This window comes from Enterobacter cloacae complex sp. FDA-CDC-AR_0132, assembly GCF_003010695.1.
Classification (GTDB): Bacteria; Pseudomonadota; Gammaproteobacteria; order Enterobacterales; family Enterobacteriaceae; genus Enterobacter; species Enterobacter ludwigii.
The window spans coordinates 3,500,309-3,526,902 of sequence record NZ_CP027618.1; the positions used below are offsets into that span (position 1 = coordinate 3,500,309).

General features: G+C 54.3%; 22 protein-coding genes. 9 read left to right on the forward strand and 13 right to left on the reverse strand.

Annotation, left to right across the window (positions count from 1 at the left end):
• The first annotated feature begins 116 nt into the window (after window positions 1–116).
• Window positions 117–656 (forward strand): glycine zipper 2TM domain-containing protein, encoded by a 540-nt coding sequence (locus tag AM379_RS16920; RefSeq protein WP_008500779.1) that lies wholly within the window; start codon window positions 117–119, stop codon window positions 654–656.
• 60 nt (window positions 657–716) lie between these two features.
• Here the strand turns inward: AM379_RS16920 and comR are convergent, their stop codons facing one another.
• A complete protein-coding gene (comR, locus tag AM379_RS16925) occupies window positions 717–1,352 on the reverse strand; it encodes a TetR family copper-responsive transcriptional repressor ComR (RefSeq protein ID WP_014169591.1) in 636 nt (211 codons plus the stop codon).
• 243 nt (window positions 1,353–1,595) lie between these two features.
• Here comR and bhsA point away from each other — a divergent pair, with 243 nt between their 5' ends.
• Window positions 1,596–1,853, forward strand: a complete 258-nt coding sequence (gene bhsA / locus AM379_RS16930; protein WP_106503937.1) for a multiple stress resistance protein BhsA — start codon at window positions 1,596–1,598, stop codon at window positions 1,851–1,853.
• A 79-nt stretch (window positions 1,854–1,932) separates the two neighbouring features.
• Here the strand turns inward: bhsA and ldtC are convergent, their stop codons facing one another.
• The 3 genes from ldtC to AM379_RS16945 form a co-directional block, all read right to left on the reverse strand.
• The gene (gene ldtC, locus AM379_RS16935; RefSeq protein ID WP_032681246.1) at window positions 1,933–2,898 is read right to left on the reverse strand and encodes a L,D-transpeptidase LdtC; all 966 of its coding nucleotides are present in this window, start codon (window positions 2,896–2,898) and stop codon (window positions 1,933–1,935) included.
• 150 nt (window positions 2,899–3,048) lie between these two features.
• Complete coding sequence (mfd, locus tag AM379_RS16940; protein WP_025204447.1) at window positions 3,049–6,495, reverse strand: transcription-repair coupling factor; 3,447 nt, start codon at window positions 6,493–6,495, stop codon at window positions 3,049–3,051.
• 148 nt (window positions 6,496–6,643) lie between these two features.
• Window positions 6,644–7,717 (reverse strand): acyltransferase family protein, encoded by a 1,074-nt coding sequence (locus AM379_RS16945; protein WP_106503938.1) that lies wholly within the window; start codon window positions 7,715–7,717, stop codon window positions 6,644–6,646.
• Between the two features lie 256 nt (window positions 7,718–7,973).
• On the opposite strand from AM379_RS16945, the gene lolC reads away from it, so the two are divergent.
• The 5 genes from lolC to cobB are packed head-to-tail and all read left to right on the forward strand — an operon-like array spanning window position 7,974 to window position 12,913.
• Entirely contained in the window at window positions 7,974–9,173 is a 1,200-nt protein-coding gene (gene lolC, locus AM379_RS16950) for a lipoprotein-releasing ABC transporter permease subunit LolC (protein ID WP_032681244.1), read from the forward strand.
• Window positions 9,166–9,867, forward strand: coding sequence for a lipoprotein-releasing ABC transporter ATP-binding protein LolD (gene lolD, locus AM379_RS16955; protein ID WP_020884656.1), 702 nt, complete (start codon window positions 9,166–9,168; stop codon window positions 9,865–9,867). The genes lolC and lolD overlap by 8 nt, the downstream gene beginning before the upstream one ends.
• Entirely contained in the window at window positions 9,867–11,111 is a 1,245-nt protein-coding gene (gene lolE, locus AM379_RS16960) for a lipoprotein-releasing ABC transporter permease subunit LolE (RefSeq protein WP_014169597.1), read from the forward strand. Before lolD ends, lolE begins: the two co-directional genes overlap by 1 nt.
• Window positions 11,112–11,165: 54 nt before the next feature.
• Window positions 11,166–12,077: an N-acetylglucosamine kinase gene (gene nagK / locus AM379_RS16965; protein ID WP_106503939.1), complete on the forward strand. Its 912-nt coding sequence runs from the start codon at window positions 11,166–11,168 to the stop codon at window positions 12,075–12,077.
• A gap of 14 nt (window positions 12,078–12,091) precedes the next feature.
• Window positions 12,092–12,913, forward strand: coding sequence for a Sir2 family NAD+-dependent deacetylase (gene cobB / locus AM379_RS16970; protein WP_014169599.1), 822 nt, complete (start codon window positions 12,092–12,094; stop codon window positions 12,911–12,913).
• Between the two features lie 46 nt (window positions 12,914–12,959).
• On the opposite strand, the gene AM379_RS16975 is transcribed toward cobB, so the two are convergent.
• Complete coding sequence (locus tag AM379_RS16975; protein ID WP_106503940.1) at window positions 12,960–14,891, reverse strand: methyl-accepting chemotaxis protein; 1,932 nt, start codon at window positions 14,889–14,891, stop codon at window positions 12,960–12,962.
• A 237-nt stretch (window positions 14,892–15,128) separates the two neighbouring features.
• Between AM379_RS16975 and AM379_RS16980 the strand changes: the two genes are divergently transcribed.
• Window positions 15,129–16,358 (forward strand): EAL and HDOD domain-containing protein, encoded by a 1,230-nt coding sequence (locus AM379_RS16980; RefSeq protein ID WP_106503941.1) that lies wholly within the window; start codon window positions 15,129–15,131, stop codon window positions 16,356–16,358.
• 47 nt (window positions 16,359–16,405) lie between these two features.
• On the opposite strand, the gene potD is transcribed toward AM379_RS16980, so the two are convergent.
• Genes potD through potA form a run of 4 tightly spaced genes read right to left on the reverse strand, consistent with a single transcriptional unit; the run spans window position 16,406 to window position 20,217 of the window.
• Window positions 16,406–17,440 (reverse strand): spermidine/putrescine ABC transporter substrate-binding protein PotD, encoded by a 1,035-nt coding sequence (potD, locus tag AM379_RS16985; RefSeq protein WP_014169602.1) that lies wholly within the window; start codon window positions 17,438–17,440, stop codon window positions 16,406–16,408.
• Entirely contained in the window at window positions 17,437–18,228 is a 792-nt protein-coding gene (gene potC, locus AM379_RS16990) for a spermidine/putrescine ABC transporter permease PotC (protein ID WP_063925083.1), read from the reverse strand. Before potC ends, potD begins: the two co-directional genes overlap by 4 nt.
• On the reverse strand, window positions 18,225–19,082 hold the full coding sequence (gene potB / locus AM379_RS16995; RefSeq protein WP_020884651.1) for a spermidine/putrescine ABC transporter permease PotB: 858 nt from the start codon (window positions 19,080–19,082) through the stop codon (window positions 18,225–18,227). Before potB ends, potC begins: the two co-directional genes overlap by 4 nt.
• Window positions 19,066–20,217 carry a spermidine/putrescine ABC transporter ATP-binding protein PotA gene (potA, locus tag AM379_RS17000; RefSeq protein WP_181010280.1) on the reverse strand — a complete coding sequence of 384 codons (1,152 nt, stop codon included), beginning with the start codon at window positions 20,215–20,217 and terminating at the stop codon, window positions 19,066–19,068. Before potA ends, potB begins: the two co-directional genes overlap by 17 nt.
• Before the next feature lie 233 nt (window positions 20,218–20,450).
• On the opposite strand from potA, the gene pepT reads away from it, so the two are divergent.
• Entirely contained in the window at window positions 20,451–21,674 is a 1,224-nt protein-coding gene (gene pepT, locus AM379_RS17005) for a peptidase T (protein WP_032681239.1), read from the forward strand.
• 59 nt (window positions 21,675–21,733) lie between these two features.
• Here the strand turns inward: pepT and AM379_RS17010 are convergent, their stop codons facing one another.
• The 4 genes from AM379_RS17010 to purB all read right to left on the reverse strand — a co-directional run bounded on the left by AM379_RS17010 (window position 21,734) and on the right by purB (window position 26,575).
• A complete protein-coding gene (locus AM379_RS17010) occupies window positions 21,734–22,855 on the reverse strand; it encodes a ribosomal protein uL16 3-hydroxylase (protein WP_032677894.1) in 1,122 nt (373 codons plus the stop codon).
• A gap of 91 nt (window positions 22,856–22,946) precedes the next feature.
• Complete coding sequence (gene phoQ, locus AM379_RS17015; protein ID WP_032681238.1) at window positions 22,947–24,410, reverse strand: two-component system sensor histidine kinase PhoQ; 1,464 nt, start codon at window positions 24,408–24,410, stop codon at window positions 22,947–22,949.
• Window positions 24,411–25,082, reverse strand: a complete 672-nt coding sequence (gene phoP, locus AM379_RS17020; protein WP_032670531.1) for a two-component system response regulator PhoP — start codon at window positions 25,080–25,082, stop codon at window positions 24,411–24,413. It lies immediately after the preceding gene.
• 122 nt (window positions 25,083–25,204) lie between these two features.
• Complete coding sequence (purB, locus tag AM379_RS17025) at window positions 25,205–26,575, reverse strand: adenylosuccinate lyase (protein ID WP_020884458.1); 1,371 nt, start codon at window positions 26,573–26,575, stop codon at window positions 25,205–25,207.
• Window positions 26,576–26,594: the final 19 nt, after the last annotated feature.

A 26,594-nucleotide genomic window follows, 5' to 3' on the forward strand; every position in this document is an offset into this window, starting at 1 on the left:
TTCTCCTAAACACGATATATCTCTCCTCCACGTCCACTTTTTGATCCTTTGTCTTATTGGCGAAGCGCGACCTGCATTGCAAAATTGTTACCAATAGCAACAAAGGAGGAAGTCCCGTGAATAAATCAATGTTGGCGGGTATAGGGATTGGCGTCGCTGCTGCGTTAGGTGTGGCTGCCGTTGCCAGTCTCAACGTACTGGATCGCGGCCCACAATACGCACAGGTCGTGTCTGCTACCCCGATTAAAGAAACCGTGAAAACGCCTCGTCAGGAGTGCCGTAACGTCTCCGTGACCCATCGCCGTCCGGTACAGGATGAAAACCGTATCGCCGGTTCAGTACTGGGTGCGGTTGCCGGTGGTGTGATTGGCCATCAGTTTGGTGGTGGTCGTGGTAAAGATGTGGCGACCGTGGTCGGCGCGCTGGGCGGCGGCTATGCTGGTAACCAGGTGCAGGGCGCTATGCAGGATAACGACACGTACACGACGACTCAGCAGCGCTGTAAAACCGTCTATGACAAGTCGGAGAAAATGCTGGGTTACGACGTGACGTACAAAATTGGCGATCAGCAGGGCAAGATCCGTATGGATAAAGACCCGGGTACTCAAATTCCGCTAGATGGAAACGGTCAGCTGGTACTGAATAACAAAGTGTAAAAAAGATGTTCTCTGAACTTAGCTCCTCAAGCGCTCAGGCTGAGGAGCTTTTTTTTTGCGTCAGATTTTGAGCAGTTCAGGCCACAGTTTCAGCGTGGTCGCGGTAATGGTTTGCAGTTTTTCCAGCGTAGCCCCTTCACGAGCGCTTATCGACATACCCTGCAAAATACAGTTCAGGTATTGCGCCAGCATCTGTGGATTGCAATGCGCAGGAATTTCACCTCGTTGTTGGCGCTGAGACAGGAACGCGCTTAGCGTCTCTTCCTGCATGGCATGGCGCGATTTCACCGTGTTGGCAATCTCTTTTGAGGAGGCCGCAAGGGTGGCAGAGGTGTTAATCATAAAGCAGCCCGCAGGGGTATCTTTACTGGTGAAGCAGGTCGCGACGGTGGTGAAATAGTCCCGTAGCGCCTGTTCGACGCTTTTCTCTTCACAAAACAGCTGGGCTTCGTGTTTCGCCGCAAAGCGCGAAATGTATCTGTCCAGCACTGCCCTGAACAGCCCCTCTTTATTGGTGAATTCAGCATACAGCGTTGGTGCTTTGGCACCGGTAGCTTCCACCAGATCGGAAAGCGAGGTCGCTTCATACCCATGTTGCCAGAAGAGAGTCATGGCCTTATCAAGCGCTGCATCCCTGTCGAACACTTTTGGTCGGCCACGGCTTTTCTTCGCGCAACTCGTCACGTCGGTTGTCATTTGCCGTTGGTCCTCTGTTGGTTTGTTGAATAATCATTATAAAAATAATCGCGGGTGACCACCAGCACTGATGAGAGAAAAATAAATTAATCATATGGGTATGAAAAATAACGAATTTAAAATTTAATTAATGTTCGTTATAAAAAGATGTTGACGCGTGAGCTGGATCACATTTATGATTTACCTATCGATCGTTAACTAAATGGCTAACGACCTCCAAATCATCTGCCAAAGGTAAAAATCATGAAAAACGTAAAAACCCTCATCGCTGCTGCTGTTCTGAGTTCACTTTCTTTCGCAAGCTTCGCTGCTGTTGAAGTGCAATCAACCCCTGCTGACCAGCATAAAGTCGGGACTATCTCTGCTTCTGCCGGGACTAACCTGGACTCACTGGAAGATCAGCTGGCGCAGAAAGCTGACGAGATGGGTGCAAAATCTTTCCGCATCACCTCCGTGACCGGTCCTAACACCCTGCACGGCACCGCTGTTATCTACAAATAAGCCTGGCTAAACCCTCATTTATGCCACTGCGATGCCACTGTAAAAAAGCCCTGCTCAGCAGGGCTTTTTTTATTGGGGATCACATCGACTGCTGGGTGACATCCTGATGCCGGGTGACATCGGTGGGCATCCCGGAACGCGCCTCCATCGCGCGCTCCATCACGATGCCATCCGTGCGGGCATTCGTTTTAAAGCTCACCATCGCGGCATTCAGATTAATTGGCAGTGTCTGCGGATCGTCGCCAATGTTTTTCGATAACGGCTGGTGAATTTCAACCAGTCTTACGCCACCCGGCTCCTCAGAAACCTTAATGGGCGTATTAATAATATTCACTCGGGTACCAGGCGTGATCACGCTATAGAGCGTCTTGATATCATCATCGCGCAGACGAATACAGCCGGAACTGACGCGCATCCCGATACCGAAATCCGCATTTGTTCCATGCAGAAGGTAAACGCCACCATAGGCCGCAAGACGGATCGCGTGGTGACCCATCGGATTCTCCGGACCCGCTGGCACCACAGCCGGCAAATCAATCCCCTGTGCTTTATAGCGAGCACGAATATTAGCCGTTGGCGTCCAGGTTGGGTTGGCACGTTTATCCGATACGGTGGTGACCATTGTTGGGGTCAGCGTGTCGCCGCCCAGCTGGCCAATACCGATTGGATAAACGGTGACTTCATTTTTACCCGGTGGGTAATAGTAAAGACGCAGCTCGGCAAGGTTTATCACGATCCCTTCGCGCGCTACATCCGGGAGAATGGTCTGCAACGGGATGGTCAGGACGCTGCCAGCGCGTGGCACATAGGGGTCGACGCCAGGGTTAGCCTGCAGCAGAGCCAGAAAGCCTACGTTATATTTTTTGGCAATCGCTTCGAGCGATCCCCCATTATTTTCAACCACATGAAAACGGTTTTCGCCCACGACCTTGCTGCCAGCAGGGGGAAGAGGCCAGGTATTTGCGCGTGCAGGAAGCGCAACAGCGACCGTTGCTGCCAGCGCAAACACGGTTATCCAGCGGGTAAAACGCGAAGAGGTCATCATCACCATAATCCATATAAATAATAAGGTTATTGTTTTATAAGGCGTTAACGATAATTATGGCGAATGGGTATGTCGGGAAATCCAGGTGAAGTGCAAAGAGTTTGTAAATTGTCCCCCCGTAAGCATTGCGCCAACGGGGGGAAGGGGGAATTATGCAACAGCGTTCTCTTCCAGCTGACGCATAAAGTGACGAACCCACTCCATCCGGTTTTTACGATCCGTCAGCTCCTGCGTAAATTTCAGACGCGTTGGACCATCCAGACGGAAATGCTGCGGCTGTTTCTGGAGCAGACCGATTAGCCACATCGGATTAACGTGATTCTTCTCGGCAAATTCAATCACGCCACCTTTTTCATTGCCTTCGAGCTTACGAATGCCCAGCTTCTGTGCCTGCTGGCGCAGCCTCGCAATATCCAGCAGGTTTCTCGCGGCATCCGGCAACAGGCCAAAGCGATCGATCAGCTCTACCTTAATTTCATCCAGTTCGTTCTCATTTTTCGCACTGGCGATACGTTTGTAGAACGACAGACGTGTGTTCACGTCCGGAATAAAATCATCCGGCAGCAGGGAAGGCATGCGCAGTTCCACCTCAGTCTGCTGACTGGTCAGATCTTCCAGCGATGGCTCACGTCCGGCCTTCAGGGCATCGACCGCATTTTCCAGCAGCTCCATATAGAGCGAGAAGCCGATGGTTTCCATCGAGCCGCTCTGGTCTTCGCCCAGAAGTTCACCTGCGCCGCGGATCTCAAGGTCGTGTGTCGCCAGCGCGAAGCCCGCGCCCAGATCTTCCAGCGACGCGATAGCCTCCAGACGTTTTTGCGCATCGGTGGTCATCGCTTTCGGATGCGGGGTCAGCAGCCAGGCGTAGGCCTGATGGTGCGAGCGGCCAACGCGGCCACGCAGCTGGTGAAGCTGCGCCAGTCCAAAGTGATCCGCGCGCTCAATAATGATGGTATTGGCCGTCGGAATATCGATCCCGGTCTCAATGATGGTGGTACACACCAGGACGTTAAAGCGCTGGTGGTGGAAATCGTTCATCACCCGCTCCAGCTCGCGCTCGCGCATTTGACCGTGACCGATAGCGATGCGCGCTTCCGGCACCAGTTCGGCCAGCCTGTCCGCCGCTTTCTGGATATTTTCCACGTCGTTATAGAGATAATAGACCTGACCCCCGCGCAGTACTTCACGCAGAATAGCCTCGCGGACGACCAGGTTGTCGTACTCACGAACAAAGGTTTTTACCGCCAGACGACGTGCCGGCGGCGTGGCGATAATTGACAGGTCACGCATGCCGCTCATCGCCATATTCAGCGTTCGCGGAATCGGTGTGGCGGTGAGGGTGAGGATATCGACGTCGGCACGCATCGCTTTAATACGCTCTTTATGACGGACCCCGAAGCGGTGTTCTTCATCGACGATCAACAGCCCCAGATCTTTCCACTTCACATCACTCTGCAGCAGCTTGTGGGTGCCGATCAGAATATCGATCTTACCCTCGCTGGCCTGTTCCAGAATCTGCGTCTGCTCTTTGGTACTGCGAAAACGTGACAGCATCTCAATACGAACCGGCCAGTTGGCGAAACGGTCGCGGAAGTTGTCAAAATGCTGTTGGGCGAGCAGGGTGGTAGGCACCAGCACCGCGACCTGTTTGTTGTTTTCTACAGCGAGGAAGGCGGCGCGCATCGCCACTTCGGTTTTGCCGAAGCCGACATCGCCGCAAACCAGCCTGTCCATCGCCAGCGGCTGGCACATGTCGCTCAGCACAGCATTAATGGCCTGGGCCTGATCCGGCGTGGTTTCAAACGGGAAGCTATCGCAGAACATCTGGTACTGTTGTTTATCATGCCTGAAGGCAAAGCCTTCTTTGGCCGCGCGTTGGGCGTAGATATCCAGCAACTCAGCCGCCACATCACGCACTTTTTCCGCGGCTTTCTGCCGCGCGCGCGCCCAGGCGTCGCCGCCCAGTTTATGTAATGGCGCATGGTCTTCTGCACCGCCGGCATAGCGGCTGATGAGATGCAGGGAAGAGACCGGCACATAGAGTTTGGCGTCATTGGCGTAGGTCAGCATCAGGTATTCGCCCTTGATGCCACCGGCTTCCAGCGTCGTCATGCCCTGATAACGGCCAACCCCGTGCTCGAGGTGAACAATCGGCTGGCCGGGGTGCAGTTCGGCGAGGTTACGGATCAGCGTGTCCGGATTAATGGTGCGACGGCTGTCCTGACGGCGGCGCGCCACGCGTTCCCCCAGCAGGTCGCTTTCGCAAATCAGCGCCAGATTGTTGAGGGTATCCACAAACCCGTGCTCGGCGGAGCCAATCATCAGATAACGGCCATTACCGGTGGCTTCACTCAGGCGCAAAATACGTTTCGGCGCAATTTTGATCCGCCCCAGCAGTTCACCCAGCGCTTCCCGGCGGCCTTCACTTTCAACGGAAAACACGACCGGCCCGGTAAAGGATTCGAGGAACTTGCGCAGATTATCCAGCGGCGACTTCTGCTGCGCCTGAACGGATAAATCCGGTAGCGTGCGGAAGGCGAGGTTGGTATTGGCGGCCTTGTCGGCGAGCGAATCGGTTTTTAGCTGCATACGCGGCCAGCGTTTCAGCTCGGCGTTCAGCTCATCAGTGCGCAGCCACAGCACCTCCGGTGGCAACAGCGGACGCATCGGGTCCACGCCCCGGTTTTCAAAGCGGGCGCGGGTTTCGCTCTCAAAACGGCTGGCGCTGGCGTCGATATCACCGGTGTTAACAATCAGCGTATTGGCCGGGAAATAGCTGAACAGCGCGGGCAGAGGCTCGTTAAAGAACAGCGGCTGCCAGTATTCAATCCCCGCCGGCAGCGTCCCTTTGCTGACCTGCTGATAGATATGTTCGGCATCGCGTTTGACGTCGAATCTGTCGCGCCACTGGCTGCGGAACAGCTCGATTGCAGTTTTGTCTGTCGGGAACTCATGTGCGGGCAGTAAATTGATGGAGTCCACTTCTTCCAGCGTGCGCTGCGTGTCGGCGTCGAATACGCGCAGGCTGTCGATTTCATCATCGAAGAAATCCAGACGATACGGCTGGTCGCTGCCCATCGGGTAAAGATCGAGCAGTGCACCACGCGTGGCATATTCCCCGTGCTCCATCACCTGATCGACATGGCGATAACCGGCGCTGTCGAGCTGCGCGCGCAGGGCGTCCCGGGACAGGCGCTGGCCTTTTTTCATCACCAGCGCATGGCCATGAAGATAGCTGTGCGGACAGACGCGCTGCATCAGGGTGTTTACGGGGACGATCAGCACGCCGCGCTGCATCGTCGGTAACTGATACAGGGTCGACAGACGAGAGGAGATGATCTCCTGGTGCGGCGAGAAACTGTCATACGGCAGCGTTTCCCAGTCGGCCAGACTGAACACCAGATTGTCAGTGAACTGGCGAATTTCATCATGCAGACGCAGGGCATTTTGCATATCCGGGGCAACCAGTACCACCGGCCCCGGGTGCCGCTCAGCGATTTCTGCCACCAGCGTGGCGCACGCCGCGCCAGTAAGTTCGCCCAGCTGGCGCTGATCGCCCGCTTTGACAGGTAAGGAATATCGATAGTGTTCAGGCATGGCTATGTCAGAGTCTCTTGGGGATATACCAACAGTATTGGGGCATATCACTGATACGCAATGTCTTTATTATCCTCGATCGTTTTACATAATCAAACCGGAACCGCACAGGGAGGAAATTCGCCCCCAAAAGGGGGCGAAAAGCGCATCAGCGGCTGGCCGATGACGGAGAAAGCGTGGAAGGCGGGGAGAAGAACACATCACCAAACAGTGCGGTGGAGACCTTACGCACCCCAAGCCCGGCAACGGTGCAGAGCAACAGGCTGGCAAACGGGTAGACCAGAATCAACGTCAGCTCCGCCCAGACCGGCCAGTATGTGGCATTCATCTCACCAATCAGGAACAGGCTAAAGGCCTCAATCAGGATGCGATGGGTGGTATAAATCGCGATGGTATTAGAACCGATCACGTTAAGCAGATTATTAGGATGGACGGCATAACGTTGCTCAATGCTGTAGAAAAGCTTCATTATTAACACAATCGACAGCAGGGAGAGCAGCAGCGGGACGTTAGCAAACCACAGCACCACAGAGACGGCAGCGAACGCAGCTAACGCCAGCCAGGCGCGACGCAGATTGAACCCTTTCATCCACGCCATCAGCTCAGCGCCATACCATGCGCCGAGGCTGTAGTAGATCATGTTGCGCACCACGCTGTTCATTCCCCACCACGGCAGCGGCAGGAAGTTTATCGCGACGCTCGCCAGTGCCAGCAGCCCCAGTACCGGCAGCTTCCAGCGGCTCAGCAGTTTACACAGCGTGAAATAGACCACCAGGGCATACAGATACCAGAGACTGGTGCTGGCGGTGAGCATTCCCTTCATAAACCCGGAAAGGGAATCGGCATAGGCCGCATTGGAGGAGGTGGCCAGTTCACGCTCGGGAGCAAGCCAGGCGTTGAGGTGGCTCAGCGCCTGCCATTGCAGAACGCCCCACAGCGCCAGTACCCAGACAATGCTCCAGATCCGTTTATCGAGACTGGTACGCCAGTCCACCTCATCGATGTAACGTCGAATCAGATAGCCGGAAATGAAGAAAAACACCGGCATGCGGAAGGGAGCAAGATAGAGATTAAAATAGACCCAACATTTGGCGAGAAGACCGGATAACGGATGTTGTAACCCATTGAGATGGGGATAAAAGGTGATGACTGAATGGTAGATAACCACCAGGCAGATACACAGCCCTTTTATCTGGTTAATCCATAATGCTTTTTGCTTCATTGTTCGCGACTACCTTTTTGCCATAAACGAACGAACAATTGTTGTTAAACAAAACCGTGATGTAACGGGTAACAGTCTGTATCAGGAGGTTTTTCGGAAAAGGTGGAGGCTGTACAGTGGGGTTTCAGAGAGTAGTACCCTGATTTATCTGAATTTTTCAGAAAAATGATTACCAAAGCTTACGGTTTCAGTCATTTACGCTTAAGGGATTCGCTTATATACTCGTGGGTCTGCTATCAGCAAACAGACGGATTTCATGTACCAACCTGTCGCACTCTTCATAGGCTTACGTTACATGCGTGGGCGCGCCGCGGACCGCTTCGGTCGCTTTGTCTCCTGGCTTTCGACTATTGGCATTACGCTTGGCGTAATGGCTCTGGTGACGGTTCTCTCCGTCATGAACGGCTTTGAGCGCGAGCTGCAAAACAACATCCTGGGGCTGATGCCGCAGGCTATCCTCTCCTCAACCAACGGTTCCGTTAACCCACAACAGCTCCCGGAAAGCGCGGCGAAGTTACAGGGTGTCACGCGCGTTGCGCCGTTAACCACGGGCGATGTGGTGCTGCAAAGCGCCCGTAGCGTGGCGGTCGGCGTGATGCTGGGCATTGACCCGGCGCAAAACGACCCGCTGACGCCGTTCCTCGTGAACGTGAAGCAGACCGACCTGGAAGCCGGCAAATATAACGTGATCCTCGGCGAGCAACTGGCCGGGCAGCTTGGCGTCAACCGTGGCGACCAGCTGCGCGTAATGGTACCGTCGGCCAGTCAGTTTACGCCGATGGGACGTTTGCCAAGCCAGCGCTTGTTCACGGTGGTTGGCACGTTTGCCGCCAACAGCGAAGTCGATGGTTATCAGATGCTGGTGAATATTCAGGACGCGTCACGTCTGATGCGCTATCCGGCGGGGAATATCACCGGCTGGCGCCTGTGGCTCGACGCCCCGCTAAAAGTGGATACCCTCAGCCAGCAAACGTTGCCGGAAGGGACCAAATGGCAGGACTGGCGTGAACGCAAAGGCGAGCTGTTCCAGGCCGTGCGGATGGAAAAAAATATGATGGGGCTGCTGCTGAGCCTGATCGTGGCGGTCGCGGCCTTCAACATCATCACCTCACTGGGGTTGATGGTGATGGAAAAGCAGGGTGAGGTCGCTATTCTGCAGACTCAGGGGCTAACGCCGCGCCAGATCATGGCGGTATTTATGGTGCAGGGTGCCAGTGCCGGGATTATCGGTGCGCTACTCGGTGCGGCGCTGGGGGCGCTGCTCGCCAGCCAGCTTAATAATTTAATGCCGATCATCGGCGCTCTGCTTGATGGTGCGGCGTTGCCCGTGGCTATCGAACCGTTACAGGTGATTGGAATTGCGCTGGCTGCGATGGCCATTGCGCTGCTTTCTACGCTTTATCCTTCCTGGCGCGCTGCCGCCACTCAACCCGCTGAGGCTTTACGTTATGAATAAGATCCTGTTGCAATGCGACAACCTGTCCAAACGCTATCAGGAAGGCACTGTGCAGACTGACGTGTTGCACAATGTGAGCTTCAGCGTGGGCGAAGGTGAGATGATGGCGATTGTGGGCAGTTCCGGCTCCGGCAAAAGTACGTTATTACACCTGCTCGGTGGGCTGGATACACCCACCAGCGGTGACGTGATTTTCTCCGGACAGCCAATGAGCAAAATGTCATCTGCGGCAAAAGCGGAGCTGCGTAACCGCGAGCTGGGCTTTATCTACCAGTTCCACCACCTGCTGCCGGATTTCACGGCGCTGGAAAACGTGGCGATGCCGCTGCTGATTGGTAAAAAGAAACCCGCAGAAATTAACACCCGCGCCAGCGATATGCTGAAAGCGGTTGGGCTTGGGCATCGCGGTAACCATCGTCCTTCTGAACTTTCCGGCGGTGAACGCCAGCGTGTGGCCATTGCGCGTGCGCTGGTCAACAATCCGCGCCTGGTACTGGCGGATGAGCCAACGGGTAACCTGGACGCCCGCAACGCGGACAGTATTTTCCAGCTGCTGGGTGAGTTGAATGCCTCGCAGGGAACCGCGTTTCTGGTGGTAACCCACGATCTCCAGCTGGCAAAACGGATGGGACGTCAGCTTGAGATGCGCGACGGTCATCTGAACCCAGAGCTGACCCTGATGGGGGCGGAGTAATGGCTTCACCGTTATCGTTACTCATAGGGTTGCGTTTTAGCCGCGGACGTCGTCGCGGCGGCATGGTGTCACTGATCTCGGTGATCTCCACCATCGGTATTGCGCTGGGGGTGGCGGTGCTGATCGTGGGCCTTAGCGCCATGAACGGTTTTGAGCGTGAACTGAATAACCGCATCCTGGCGGTGGTCCCGCACGGTGAAATCGAACCGGTGAATCAGCCGTGGACGCACTGGAGCGATGCCCTGAGCAAAATCGAAAAAGTGCCAGGCATCGTGGCGGCCGCGCCTTACATTAACTTTACCGGGCTGGTCGAGAGCGGCGTTAACCTGCGCGCCATTCAGGTAAAAGGGGTGAACCCGGTGCAGGAAGAGCGCCTCAGCGCGTTGCCGAAATATGTGCAAAACGGCGCGTGGGCAAACTTTAAGGCCGGTGAACAGCAAATTATTATGGGCAAAGGCGTTGCCGAGGCCCTGAAGGTTAAGCAGGGCGACTGGGTCTCTATCATGATCCCGAACGCCAGTGCCGACCACAAGCTGCAGCAGCCTAAACGTGTACGCCTGCACGTCACCGGTATTCTTCAGTTAAGCGGCCAGCTCGATCACAGCTTTGCGATGGTGCCGATGGAAGATGCGCGCCAGTATCTCGACATGGCCGACAGCGTGACGGGGATTGCCATTAAGGTCAACGACGTCTTCAACGCCAATAAACTGGTGCGTGATGCCGGCAGCGTGACCAATAACTATGTCTACATCAAAAGCTGGATTGGCACTTACGGTTATATGTACCGTGATATCCAGATGATCCGCGCCATTATGTATCTGGCGATGGTGCTGGTGATTGGGGTCGCGTGCTTTAATATCGTTTCGACGCTGGTGATGGCGGTCAAAGACAAGAGCGGCGACATCGCCGTCCTGCGTACCCTGGGGGCAAAAGACGGTCTTATTCGCGCCATCTTTGTCTGGTACGGTCTGCTGGCTGGGCTGTTCGGGAGCCTCTGCGGCGTGGTGATTGGCGTGGTGGTTTCTCTGCAGCTGACGCCAATTATCAATGGCATCGAGGCGCTTATTGGCCACCAGTTCCTGTCAGGTGATATCTATTTTATTGACTTCCTGCCGTCTGAATTGCACTGGCTGGACGTTTTTTATGTGCTGGTAACGGCACTTTTACTGAGTCTGCTGGCAAGCTGGTATCCGGCGCGTCGCGCAAGCCGAATTGATCCGGCGAGGGTACTAAGTGGCCAGTAATTACGTCATGATTTAGCGGTCGTCAGGCCGCCAAATCAAAAAGAGGAATGCGTGATGTATTATGGATTTGATATTGGCGGCACCAAAATTGCGCTGGGCGTGTTTGATAAAAACCTCAAACTGCAGTGGGAAACCCGCGTTCCCACGCCACGCGAAAGCTACGATGAATTTTTAACTGCCATTGCCGCGCTGGTGACGCAAGCTGATTCACGTTTTGGCGTGAAAGGCAGCGTCGGCATTGGTATTCCGGGAATGCCCGAAACTGACGATGGTACGCTGTATGCGGCCAACGTTCCTGCTGCCAGCGGTAAACCGCTGCGCGCCGATCTCTCCGCTCTGCTTGAACGCGACGTGCGTTTAGATAATGATGCCAACTGTTTTGCACTCTCCGAAGCCTGGGACGATGAGTTTCAGCGCTATCCGCTGGTGATGGGGCTGATCCTCGGCACGGGCGTAGGGGGAGGGATCGTCATCAACGGTAAGCCGATTACCGGGCGCAGTTACATTACGGGAGAGTTCGGCCATATCCGCCTGCCGGTTGATGCCCTGGCGGTCGTCGGGCGCGACTTCCCGCTGACCCGCTGCGGTTGCGGTCAGCATGGCTGTATTGAGAACTACCTCTCCGGACGTGGGTTTGCATGGCTTTACGAACACTTCTATCATCAGAAACTTGAAGCCCCTCAAATCATTACCTTGTGGGAGCAGGGGGATGCGCAGGCGCGAGAGCACGTTGAGCGCTATCTGGATCTGCTGGCGGTGTGTCTGGGAAATATTCTCACCATCGTCGACCCGGATCTGCTGGTGATTGGGGGAGGGCTTTCAAACTTTAGCGCGTTAACGGAACAGCTGTCCGGGCGTTTGCCCCGACATTTATTGCCGGTTGCCCGCGTGCCGCGTATTGAACGTGCGCGACACGGGGACGCAGGAGGGATGCGCGGAGCCGCATTCCTTCATCTCACCGATTAGTTTACGAGGTTTTTATGCTGTCGCGTCGCTTAGGTCGACTCAGCCGTTTTCGCAAAAATAAACGCCGCTTACGTGAGCGCTTGCGCCAGCGGATCTTTTTCAGAGACAGAATGATGCCAGAAGCGATGGATAAACCCAGAGTGGTGGTGCTGACCGGGGCGGGGATCTCCGCAGAGTCAGGTATTCGCACTTTCCGCGCTGCGGACGGGTTATGGGAAGAGCACCGTGTTGAGGATGTGGCGACGCCGGAAGGCTTTGCCCGCGATCCGGATCTTGTGCAGGCGTTTTATAACGCCCGCCGTCGTCAGCTGCAGCAGCCAGAGGTTGTGCCTAACCCGGCGCATCTGGCGCTGGCAAAGCTGGAAGAGGCCCTTGGCGATCGTTTTTTGCTGGTTACGCAGAATATCGACAATCTGCATGAACGGGCCGGTAACAAAAACATCATCCATATGCACGGTGAACTGCTGAAAGTTCGCTGCGCCTGGAGCGGTCAGGTGCTGGACTGGAAAGAGGACGTGCTGCCTGAAGATAAGTGCCACTGCTGCCAGTTTCCGTCGCGCCTGCGCCCGCATGTGGTCTGGTTTGGTGAAATGCCGCTTGGTATGGATGACATTTACAGCGCGCTGGCCATGGCGGATGTCTTTATCGCCATTGGCACGTCTGGCCATGTCTATCCGGCGGCCGGCTTTGTTCACGAAGCGCGGCTGCACGGCGCGCATACGGTTGAGCTGAATCTGGAGCCGAGCCAGGTGGGCAGCGAGTTCGAAGAGAAGCACTATGGCCTGGCCAGTACCGTCGTACCGGAGTTTGTCGATAAGCTCCTGAAAGGGCTGTAATCGTGATAGCCTGAAAAGGCACCCGTCCTGCGGGTGCCTTTTTTGTTTATGGCGTAAAGTACGCCAGCGTTTTCTCCAGCGATTTCGCCTGCTCGTCCAGTGACAGGGCCGCTGCCGAGATCTGTTGTACCAGGGACGCGTTCTGCTGGGTCGTGCTGTCCATCTGATTGACGGCAATGCTGACCTGGCTAATTCCCCTATTCTGCTCATCCAGAGCCTGAACAATATCGTTAATCACCAGATGCACATGCGACACGGCCTCAATGACCTGCTTCATCATGACGCTGGTTTCATTGACCAGCTCAACGCCTTTGCTGACACGGCCTGAAGACTCGGCTATCAGCTGGGAGATCTCTTTTGCCGCGTTGGTGCTTCGCTGGGCAAGGTTGCGCACTTCACCCGCCACCACTGCAAAACCGCGCCCCTGTTCGCCCGCGCGCGCCGCTTCTACGGCGGCATTCAGCGCCAGAATATTGGTCTGGAAGGCGATACCGTCCACAATGCTGTTGATCTCTCCAATCTTACGGGCGCTTTCGTCAATTTCCCCGATCACCACCACGACATCGTTGACCAGCGTCTCGCCATGTCCGGCAAGGGTCGCGGCGCGATCGGTAAGGGTGGTGGCTTTGTGCGCATTGTCGGCGTTATTTTTCACCGTGACCGAAATCTCTTCCATGCTGGCCGCGGTTTCGACAATCGCCGCTGCCTGTTCTTCGGTGCGTGAGGCCAGATCGAGATTGCCTGCCGAAATTTCACTGGTGCCACCGTGAACGGAGTGGCTGGCTTCGCTGATGTTACCCACGATGCGCTTGAGCTGCATCTGCATGGTGTGCAGGGCGTAAAAAATACTGCTGGTATCCCCGGGACGCACCGGGATAGCGTTGTTCAGGTCGCCGCCGGCCACGGCCAGCGCGATCCCGGCGGCATCTGACGGTTCGCCCCCCACCGGGCGGTCCACTTTACGGGTAAAGATTTGCGCCATGACCAGGCTGACAACCACAATGCTTAACACCATCAGGAGGATGGCTTTCAGTAAAAATTGTCTTGCCTCGGCCATCACTTCGCTGACCGGGGTGACGATAGCCAGCTTCCAGGGCGTCTGACTGTTGCCGATGGTAATCGCCTGCCAGGTGATAAATGCCTCTTCCTTCAGTTGAGGATCGTTTGTGCGTATCACCTCATCCCCTGTGACAGTTCCGGTGTAAGGCTTGCCTACGGCACGTTTATCCGGGCTGGAAACCACGCTGTTGCCCGCCGACAGAAGCAGGGCGTAGCCTGTACCGTTCCACGGCTTAATCGCCCCGATCATCGATTGCAGGGTGGCGAGTGAGAAATCCGACGTGACGGACCCCAGGAACTGACCCTCACGCATGATGGGGGCGGCAATCGAGGTGAGCATTACGTCCACCCCATTGTAGGGATAAATATAGGGTTCGATGATGACATCTTTTTGCCGTTGCTTCGGCAGCAGATAATAATCGCCGCTGCCGGGCGTTTCGATGTCCGTCAGCAGATGTAATGCCGGTTTGCCTGTGGCGTCACGGTCAACGTAGCGGGCGTAACGTCCGGCGGGATCTTCACCGCTCTGACCGGCAAAGGTGGCATCGTTGCCATCGAAGGCATCAGGTTCAAAGGCCATCGACATTGAAAGAAACTGAGGGTGCGCTGAGAGATAATGGATTAGCAGCTGGTTGAGTCCCTGTCGATCAGCGATGCCCGCGTCGCGCAGTGCCTGAGCGCTATTTCCCATGTCACGCGCGGCCGCCAGGGCGGAATCCATCTGTTTACTGACCTGCAAAGACTGCACTTCAGCAATCTGACGGATGTGTTTTTTAGCCAGCACTTCTTGCTGATCCATCCACTGCCACATCATAAAACCGATCGTTGCCGTAAAGCCCACCGTCACGGTGAGGAAAATGGACAATAGCATCAACGTCTTGACTCTTATTTTTTGTTTTCGGACCATGGCGTCTTTCATTCTCAACTCCCGTAATGACGTGCATGTCGGGCAGGCACAGATCACTTATCGGATATTTCGCCATGTTTCTGTAGAGCACCGGGTATATTTAATTTAAATCTTTGATCGCTAATTCCCGTTAATTAGTGTGGATGCTTTTATTTTGTGCATTCAATCAAATTAGTGTTCGATAATGCTCGTTATCGTTGTGCAGATAGGGGATGCTAATAAATATAAAGACATTCAGGAGGATGGGATATGTATGGATTTATCGCGAGACAACCCATTTTTAACCTCGATATGAATACCGTGGCCTATGAGCTGCTTTTCAGAGACGGAATGACCAACCGTTTCCCCGATGTGTCGGCGGAATATGCCACGTCCAGAATGATATCAGACCAGTTCTTATCCGTGCCGTCCCAGCGCATCGCCGGGGAACATACGTCGTTTATCAATTTTCCTTCCCGGATGATTATCGACCGCAGCGCTGAGGCGCTGGACAAAAACAACGTGGTCATTGAGATCCTGGAAGATGCTGACCCGGGTGAGGCGCTTTTGCAGGCCGTGAGAGAAATGTATGAGCACGGGTACTGCTTTGCGCTCGATGATTTCACTCTCGCACCGGAATGGGATGTTTTCTTGCCCTATATTTCCATCATCAAATTCGATGTCCAGAATTACACCTTAGCGCAAATTCAAAATTACCTGAGTGAGCGTAAAAGCCTGACCGGGCATATTAAATATCTGGCTGAAAAAATTGAGACTAAAGAGGAATTCAAACAATACAGCGATGCCGGATTTTCTCTTTTTCAGGGATATTTTTTCTGTCGTCCGGAGGTGATTAAATATAAACGGCTATCGCAAAATCAGCTTGCAATTTTCCGTCTGCAAATGGAAGTAGGACGCAATAAACCTGACTTTCGGATAATCGAGTCGTTAATCAAAAGCGACCTCACGCTGTCCTATAAAATCATGCGCTATATGAAGCACACCGCTTTTAAACACATGGGGGCCTGTAATTTCAGCAAGTTAACCCTGAGTGAAGTGCTGAGGTACCTTGGAGAAAATCAGCTCAGAAGGTTTGTGGCCGTTGTAGTGCTGGCAAGTGCAGCCAACGACACCGTCACCGAGCTTTACCCGATGAGTATGATGCGCGGGAAATTCTGTGAACTGATTGCCGAGAAACTGAATGAGCCGATGCTGGCTGAGAATGCGTTCATGTGCGGTCTGTTCTCACTGCTTGATACCCTGCTTGAGCTGCCGATGGCAGAGTTGATGACGCAAATTGCTGTCCCGCAGAGCGTGAGTAATGCGTTGTGCCATCAGGAAGGGCAGTTAGCGGATATGGTTCGCCTCTGCCATTACTACGAGCAGCAGCAGTGGGATGAGGCAAGCAGAATAAGTCACGCGCTGGGGCTGGCAGAGGAAGACATCGTAGAGGCGATGAGGAAGGCCACGATCTGGGCCGGGGAGAACGCCGTCAGTTAATCGTTCCTCACTCCGCTAAGACGGAGTGAGAAAGAAAGCCTGGCCGCTTACCGGCCCGCTTTTAATTTCTGGTAATACTCTTCATAGATGCGGCTTGCGTCACCGACATCGTTTTGCCACTCGCCTTTACTGATGGTTTGCGCATCCGGATAGAGCGATTTGTCGTTCGCGACGGCCGGGCTGAGCAGCTTGCGCGCAGCGAGGTTCGGGGTGGGATAACCAATGGTCTCCGCAACCTGTTTCGCGACGTCCGGGCGCAGCAGGAAGTTAATCAGCTTCAGGGCACCGTCAACGTTCTTCGCGTTTGCAGGAATAGAGAGGCTATCCATCCAGAAGATCCCGCCTTCTTTCGGCCACACTACCTCCAGCGGCGTACCGGCCTGACGGGCAACATACGCGGAGCCGTTCCACACCATACCCAGATTCACTTCGCCTTCCATATACGGGTTTGCCGGGTTATCAGAGTTAAATGCCGCCACGTTAGGCATCAGCTTTTTCAGCTCGTTATAGGCCGCTTCAATCTCTTTCGGGTCCGTCGTATTGCCTGAGTAGCCGAGCTTACGCAGCGCTACCTGGAACACTTCGCGCGCGTCGTCGGTTAACAGCAGGCTGCCTTTGTATTCCGGTTTCCACAGATCGGCCCAGCTTGTAACGGTTTTCGGATCGATAGCCTCGCTGTTGACCCCAATGGCGGTTGCGCCCCAGATGTAAGGAATGGAGTAGTCGTTATTCGGGTCAAACGGCTTATTGAGCATCTCCGGATCGAGATTGTTGAAGTGAGTGAGCTTCGTTTTATCGATCTTCTGAATCATGCCCTCTTTGCGCATTTTATCGACGAAATAGGTCGACGGGACGACCAGATCGTACGCGCCTTCTTTATAAGTTTTGAGCTTGGCGTACATGGTTTCATTCGACTCATAGGTAGAATAGATAACCTTGATGCCCGTCTCTTTCGTGAACTGCTCCAGCAGGCCAGGTGGCACATACTCGGTCCAGTTATAGAAATAGAGCGTTTTGCTGTCATCAGCGTGCGCGGCACCCATTCCGAGCACCAGTGCCGCAGCGGCAAGCATTTTTTTCATTTCATTGTCCCCTGAGATTTTGTTTTATCACGAGCAATAACCTGGCTGGCAATCATCAGCACCAGCGAGAACACTAACAGTATGGTCGCCAGCGCGTTCACCTCGGGCGAGACGCCGACTTTCACCATTGAATAGATCTTCAATGGCAGAATTTCATAACTCGGGCCGGTGACGAAGGAGGAGACCACCACATCGTCCATCGACAGGGTAAAACTCAGCAGCCATCCGGCAGCAACGGCGGGCATCGCCAGCGGCAGGATGATTTTGCGCAGGATCGTCATCTCACTGGCACCCAGATCTTTTGCGGCTTCCAGCATGCGCACGTCAAACCCTTTCAGGCGTGCGAAGACGGTGACCACCACAAACGGCAGGCAGAAAGTGATGTGGGAGAACAGCAGTGACCAGAAGCCCAACTGGACGCCCAGCAGCATAAACAGCACCAGCAGCGAAATCGCCATGACGATATCCGGCGACATCATCACCACAAACAGCATCCCGCTGACGAACGGTTTACCCCGGAAGCGATAGCGGTAGAGCGCCACGGCGGTAAGCGAACCAATCAGCGTGGCGAAGGTGGCGGAGAAAATCGCCATCGTCAGGGAGTGCTGAGCAGCCTGCAGCAGGCTGTCGTTGTTCATCAGCAGGCTGTACCAGTTGGTAGTGAAACCTTGCCAGTTGATGCCGAAACGCGAGCTGTTAAACGAGTTCACGATCAAAATAATGATCGGAATATAAAGATACGCATAGATGGCGGTCATAAAACCGCCGCGAAGCAGTCGACCGATCATTCGAGTTCCACCTTTTTATTCAGTAATCGTGAAGCACGCCAGTAGATCAACAGCATCAGGCCCATCACCACCGTGAGCGTAATGCTGGTGGCGGAACCGAACGGCCAGTCGCGAATGTTCAGGAACTGACTCTTAATCACGTTGCCGATAAGCAGGTTTTTCGCGCCGCCCATCAGGTCGGACACGTAGAACAAGCCCATTGCCGGCAGCATTACCAGCAGACAACCTGCAATGATGCCAGGCATGGTCAACGGAATGATAATCCGGATAAAGGTCTGCAGTTTGCTGGCGCCCAGGTCTCTCGCAGCTTCCAGCAGCGGTTTATCCAGCTTCTCAATGCTGGAGTAGAGCGGCATCACCATAAAGGGCAGCAGGATGTAGACCAGACCCACAATGACCGCACCCGGCGTAAACATGATGCGCACTGGCGTATCAATCACGCCCAGCCACAACAGGAACTCGTTCAGATAGCCTTTGGTGCTGAGGAAAATTTTCAGCCCGTAGATGCGGATCAGGGAGTTGGTCCAGAAAGGCACGATCAGCAAAAAGAGCAGCAGTGGACGCACTTTTTGCGGCAGACGCGCCAGAAACCATGCAAAGGGATAACCCAGCACCAGGCAGGCAACGGTGGCGATCAGCGCCATATTAAGCGAGTGCAACAGCACGTCAAAATAGAGCGGATCGAGCAGACGCGAGTAGTTGTCCAGCGTAAAGACCAGCTTTACGAAGTCAGTATCGTCGCGGGTCAGGAAGCTGGTTGCGATGATCATCAGGTTGGGTAAGAAGACAAACAACACAAGCCAACCGACGATAGTAGCAATCACCACATTCTGGAATTTACTTGTGTTCTTCATCAGCCAGTACAACCTCCCAGCTTTCTACCCAATTGATAACCATTTTCTGGTCGAGGGAGTGGTCGAAATCAGGGTCGTCCTCATTAAAGAACTCGCTGACTATCACCATCTTACCGTTTTCCAGTTCGACGACAGACTCCAGCGTCATCCCTTTATAGTTGCGCTCCCGGATATAGCCAATCAGGCCCTCGGCATCAGTATTGCCGTGGATCTCTTCAACGCGCAGATCCTCCGGGCGCAGCAGGACGTTGAGCTTTTGCCCTTTTTCGACGGCGAAATTCACGGTGATATTGCACTCGCGGCCTTCTACGTTGGCCCGCACGCGCTGTTCGTCCAGGCGTTCAATCACCGTGGCGTTGAAAATGTTGATCTCCCCAATGAAGCTGGCCACGAACAGGTTTTTCGGCTCTTCATAGATTTCACGTGGCGTGCCGTCCTGCTCGATTTTGCCGTCACGCATCACCACGATACGGTCCGACATGGTGAGTGCCTCTTCCTGATCGTGGGTAACGAAGACAAAGGTAATGCCGAGCTTGCGCTGCAGGGCTTTAAGCTCGTTCTGCATCTGCTTGCGCAGTTTGTAGTCCAGCGCGGAAAGTGACTCATCCAGCAGGAGCAGACGCGGTTTATTGACCACAGCGCGGGCGATAGCAACGCGCTGCTGCTGGCCGCCGGAAAGCTGGTGTGGCTTACGCTGGGCAAATTCTTCCAGTTGCACCATGCGCAGCGCGTCGGTAACGCGAGCAGGGATCTCGCTGGCCGGTGTTTTTTGCATCCGCAGGCCAAATGCGACGTTCTCGAACACGGTCATGTGCGGAAACAGGGCATAGCTCTGAAAGACGGTATTCACGTGCCGCTCTTCGGCGGGGACCTGGGTGATATCCTGGTGTTCAAGGTGGATGTGACCGCTATCGACGTTTTCCAGTCCGGCGATAAGGCGCAGTACGGTTGTCTTGCCGCAGCCAGAGGGGCCAAGCAGCGTGAGGAACTCACCGTCATTGATGGTCAGGTTGAGCCCGGAAATAACATCTTTACCATCAAAACTTTTACGAATTCGTTCCAGTTGCACCAGCGGTGAACGTGAACGGGATTGTGTATTCAATTTTTGCGCTGTCCCATATAGACGCTCCGGGATGCAGACCGAAGCGGGGTTTGTGTGTAACCACCTTGGTGACTCGTAATGAGGGCGGACATTCTACGGCAAACCACTGTAATCGCCAATCCTTGTCACTGATTCATAAGCTACATTTACTAACGGATACGATATAAACGGAAAATATTCTCGTTTGCGGGATAAAAGTGACCTGACGCAATATTTGCCTTTTGATGCTTATTGATAATGTTGTCACAAAAAGTGAGGGTGACTGCATGGATAAATTACTTGAGCGTTTTTTACAGTACGTTTCGCTGGATACCCAATCTAAACCGGGTGTCCGCCAGGTGCCAAGCACCGAAGGCCAGTGGAAGTTATTAAACCTGCTCAAAGAGCAGCTCGACGCCATGGGGCTGGTTAACGTCACGTTAAGCGAGAAAGGCACTGTGATGGGAACGCTGCCTGCGAATGTCTCCGGTGATATCCCGGCGATTGGCTTTATCTCCCATGTCGACACCTCTCCGGATTTTAGCGGTAAACATGTGAACCCGCAGATTGTTGAAAACTACCGCGGCGGTGACATTGCGCTGGGGATTGGTGACGAAGTGCTGTCGCCGGTGATGTTCCCGGTGCTGCACCAGCTGCTCGGTCAGACGCTCATCACCACCGACGGCAAAACGCTGCTGGGTGCCGATGACAAAGCGGGTATTGCCGAGATCATGACGGCGCTGGCGGTGCTGAAAGAGAAAAATATCCCGCACGGGGATATCCGTGTCGCCTTTACGCCGGATGAAGAGGTCGGCAAGGGGGCAAAACACTTCGACGTAGAGGCCTTTAACGCGAAGTGGGCCTATACCGTCGACGGTGGCGGCGTAGGGGAACTGGAGTTCGAGAATTTCAACGCCGCGTCCGTGACAATCAAAATCGTCGGAAACAACGTTCATCCTGGCTCCGCCAAAGGGGTCATGGTGAACGCGTTGTCGCTGGCGGCGCGTATTCATGCGGAAGTTCCGCCAGAAGAGAGCCCGGAACAGACCGACGGTTATGAAGGTTTTTATCACCTGACCAGCATTAAGGGCACCGTAGACAGTGCGCAGATGCACTACATCATTCGCGACTTTGACCGTAAAGCATTTGAAGCGCGTAAACGTAAGATGATGGAGATAGCCAAAAAGGTCGGTAAGGGCCTGCATCCGGATTGCTATATCGAGCTGATTATCGAAGACAGCTACTACAATATGCGCGAGAAAGTGATGGCGCATCCGCATATCCTCGATATCGCGCAGCAGGCAATGCGTGACTGTGATATTGAACCGCTGTTAAAACCGATTCGTGGCGGCACAGACGGTTCGCAGCTGTCGTTCATGGGGCTGCCTTGCCCGAATCTGTTTACCGGTGGCTACAACTATCACGGCAAGCACGAGTTCGTGACGCTGGAAGGTATGGAAAAAGCGGTGAAGGTGATTGTGCGAATTGCGGAGCTGACCGCGGCGCGGTAATGACAAAAAAAAAGGCCGGGTCAGGCGAAGCCGCCACCCGGCACGCTTTACTTTACGGTTTAGTCCTCAAAGAACCAGTACCCGCTGTTCACCAGCGCGGCGAGCATCGCGAGGAAAGAGGGATCTTCCAGCGCATCGCCAAAGGTATCAGCCGTTAAGGTCAGGTGGCTGGCAATAGCCTCCAGCGCCGGACGGTGAGGGGAGTCCAGCTTCTCGCCGTTAACGAAAACATCTTCACCGATGCGCAGTACGCGCAACCCGCCCAGACGAACCAGTTTGTCGCCCTGCTGCAGTGCGTCATAAATCTCGTCGGCCTGGTATGGCGGCTCTGGCGGTGCCACATCCAGCTCATGGCGTGACTGGCTGATAAACTCACCAAACCACTGGCTGAAATGCGCCGGTTCATTGATCAAATCCAGCATCATGCCGCGAAGCTTGTCCAGTTCGGCTGGCACAATATCAGCAGGGTGCTCGCGTGCAGGCACATCCGGATCGCTGTAACGATGGCTGCCCAGTTCACGCTGCAGCACGTAGTCAGCAAAGCCGCTGATCATTTCGCGACCGCTTGGTGCGCGGAATCCGACGGAGTAGTTCAGCGAGTTTTCCAGCGAATACCCTTCGTGCGGGAACCCTGGTGGGATATAGAGAATATCACCCGGCTCCAGCTCTTCATCGATAATCCCTTCAAACGGATCGACCTGAAGCAGGTCCGGATGCGGGCAGTGCTGTTTCATCGGCACTTTGTCGCCCACGCGCCAGCGGCGGCGGCCTGTACCCTGAATGATGAATACGTCGTACTGGTCCAGATGCGGACCAACGCCCCCTCCTGGCACGGAGAAGGAGATCATCAGATCGTCCATTCGCCAGTCGGGCAGGGCGCGGAACGGACGCATTAACGCCGCAGTCGGTTCATGCCAGTGGTTAACCGCCTGAACCAGTAATGACCAGTTGTTTTCACCGAGGTGATCGTAGCTTTCGAAAGGACCGTGGCTGACCTGCCATTTCCCGTCCTGGTGGCTTACCAGGCGGCTGTCGACTTCGCTCTCCATGGCCAGGCCGGCCAGTTCGTCAGGGGAGAGGGGATCGACAAAATTGCTGAACCCGCGTTTAAGAACGACCGGGCGTTTCTGCCAGTAACGTTCAATAAATTCGGGCCAGTTAAGTGTTAAGTGATAATCCATATTTTTTTATTCCGCAGGCTCTTACTGACTCGGATTATAACGGAAGCACAGGAGCCTGGGTGCGAGATCCTCGCATTTTTCACATAACGGGTTAACTATCGTTCGATGTGGGCTGCTGGCGACCGAAAATGACCTCCATTCTGGCGCCTCCGAGTAAACTGTCTTCGGTTTCAATTTTTCCGTCGTACTGGTCGACGATTTCGCGTGCCACCGCTAACCCAACCCCCTGGCCGGGGCGCAACGTATCCGCACGCTGACCGCGGTCGAATACCACATCACGTTTATTGCGCGGGATCCCCGGGCCATCATCCTCAACGATAATATGCAATTCGTTATCCGTCTGACGCGCGGAAACTTCCACGAATTCCAGACAATATTTACAGGCGTTATCCAGCAGATTGCCCATCACTTCCATGAAATCATTTTTTTCACCAACAAAGCTGATTTCGGGAGAGATATCGAGGCTGATATTGACCCCTTTGCGCTGGTAAACCTTGTTGAGCGCGGAGGTGAGGTTATCCAGAAGCGGTGCCACAGGATGCAGTTCGCGGCTCAATAACGCGCTGCCGGAACGCATGCTGGCACGGTGCAGATAGTAACCAATTTGCTGAGAAATACGGCTGATCTGTTCCAGCATCACCGGCTCGGCGTCATCAACGCTCAGCTTTGAGCTGCGCATCGAACGCAGGGTACTTTGCATCACCGCCAGCGGCGTTTTCAGGCTATGCGTGAGGTCGGTGAGGGTGGTGCGGTATTTATCATAGCGCTCACGTTCGCTTTTCAGCAGACGGTTGAGGTTACGCACCAGGCTTGTCAGCTCGCGGGTAGTCTCCGGGTTGAGCTTCTCACGATGATGTTCTTCCAGCTCGCGCACCTCTCTCGCCAGCGATTCGATGGGGCGTAAACTCCACCACGCGGCGAGCCACAGCAGCGGGATCACCAGCAGCAGATTCGCGGCCAGAACATAGACGAACCAGTTCCATACCATATAAGAACGTTTAAGTTCGACCGGGATGGTATCGACCACCACGATAGTTAACTGCGGCATGTTCATCGTGGCCGGGTAGAGGTTAATCGCCACGGAATGCGTCATTTCTGTTTCGGCATCGTCTGCGCGGATCTCATTCAGCTTTTGCTGCAGGGAGCGGTCCTCGCGCAGCAGCGAGCTGGTGGTGTTCAGATCGGCTTCAAGTTCGTGGAAACCATTGGTCTTAAGCCATTCCGGACGAATACTTTTAACCAGCCATGGAATATCGCGTTGTGCCCAAAGTAGTTTTCCCTTTTCGTTATAAATCAGGGCCAGCGTCGGGCTTTGCTGGTTAAGGTTTTCCGGCATTTCGACGGTGATCGTGTTGTTTTCCCATTTCGCCAGGGTATAAAACAGGTTGCTTTCACCACGCAACAGTCGAAAAGTTGTTTTATCAAAACTGACGCTGTAGCCCACCAGAGCCACCATGCCGTAGGAGAGGGATAACACCAGCACGACGGCGGCCGTTGCCAGTAAAAAGCGAACCCGCAGCGAGAGGGGCAGAATATGACGCAAGATCCCTTTCATTTAGCGTATTTCGAACAGATAACCCTGACCACGGACGGTCGTGATCACGTCCTGCGGGTACTCCGCCTGAATTTTCTTGCGCAGACGTCCCATCAACACATCAATCGTGTGGCTCTCACGCAGCTCGGCATCCGGATAAAGCTGAAGCATTAAGGAGTCTTTGCTCACCACTTTGCCGCTGTTGCGGATTAACGTTTCCATGATGGTGTATTCAAACGCGGTCAGCTTAATGACTTCATTATTGATCGAGAATTCACGACGGGAGAGATCAACCTGGAAAGGGGGAATCGAAATCACCTGGGAGGCCAGGCCGCTGTTGCGGCGTAGCAGTGCCTGCATGCGTGCCGCCACTTCTTCGATGTGAAACGGCTTGGTGACGTAATCATCCGCGCCCGCGCTGAGCACTTCAACCTTGTCCTGCCAGCCTTCACGTGCGGTCAACACCAGAACCGGAAGGGAGACATCATGGCTGCGCCAGCGACGAATCAACGACAAACCGTCTTCATCAGGCAATCCGAGGTCGACGATGGCGATGTCCGGCAGGTGCTCATTGAGATAATAATCGGCTTCTTTTGCATCTTCGGCATCGTCCACCTGATGTCCCATCTCCTGAAGCTGAACCTTCAGGTGATGGCGTAGCAATGCGTTATCCTCAACAACCAGTACGCGCATCATCTTTTCTCCCTATATGAATGGTATGAATAGTTTAACGCTGATTATGTTGTTGTGGGGATAAACATTAAGTAAACCGGGGAAAAGCAGCCCCCTTTCCAGGCGGAAAGGGGGAAGGGAGGTTACTTCAGCTCGTCAACCATGGTGATGGCACGGCCGATATAGTTTGCCGGGGTCATCGCTTTCAGGCGGGTTTTCTCGTCTTCTGGCAGTTCCAGACTGTCGATAAACTGTTTCATGCCTTCGGCGTCTACGCGTTTGCCGCGCGTCAGCTCTTTCAGTTTCTCGTACGGTTTTTCAATGCCATAACGACGCATGACGGTCTGAATGGGCTCTGCCAGCACTTCCCAGTTGTGATCCAACTCGTCCAGCAGACGATCGCGGTTCACTTCCAGTTTGCTTACACCTTTCAGGGTGGACTGATACGCGATCAGCGCGTAGCCGATACCCACGCCCAGGTTACGCAGCACGGTGGAGTCAGTCAGGTCGCGCTGCCAGCGGGAAACCGGCAGTTTGCTCGCCATGTGCTGCAGCACCGCATTCGCCAGGCCCAGGTTGCCTTCGGAGTTTTCGAAGTCGATTGGGTTGACTTTGTGCGGCATGGTTGAGGAGCCAATTTCACCGGCGATAGTCTTCTGTTTGAAGTGGTTCAGCGCGATGTAACCCCACACGTCACGATCGAAATCGATCAGAATGGTGTTGAAGCGAGCGATGCAGTCAAACAGTTCCGCGATATAGTCGTGCGGCTCAATCTGGGTGGTGTACGGGTTCCACTGAATGCCCAGAGAGGTCACGAACGCTTCGCTGAACTGATGCCAGTCCACTTCCGGGTAGGCGGCGATGTGGGCGTTGTAGTTACCTACCGCACCGTTGATTTTACCCAGAATCTCGACCTGCTCCAGCTGACGATACTGACGTTCCATACGGTACGCCACGTTTGCCATCTCTTTACCCATCGTGGAGGGAGTGGCCGGCTGACCGTGGGTACGGGACAGCAGCGGAATATCACGATATTCGACAGACAGTGCTTTTACCGCGTCGATGATTTTACGCCAGTAAGGCAGCACCACGTCTTTGCGCGCGGTGGAGAGCATCAGCGCATGAGACAGGTTGTTAATGTCTTCTGAGGTGCAGGCGAAGTGAATGAATTCAGACACGGCATGCAGCGCAGGCACGCTTGCCACTTTCTCTTTCAGGAAATACTCAACCGCTTTTACGTCATGGTTGGTGGTGCGCTCAATAGTTTTAATGCGCGCAGCATCTTCTTCGTTGAAGTCAGCAACGATTTTATCGAGGTAATCGTTTGCCTGGGCGTCAAAAGCAGGAACTTCCTTGATTGCTGCCTGGGCGGCCAGCTTTTGCAGCCAGCGTACTTCAACCTGAACACGGAACTTCAGCAAACCATATTCGCTGAAGATCCCGCGCAGCGCGCTGACTTTATCGCCGTAGCGTCCATCTACAGGGGATACGGCGGTCAGTGAGGATAATTCCATAATTCGCAACTCCGGGAGG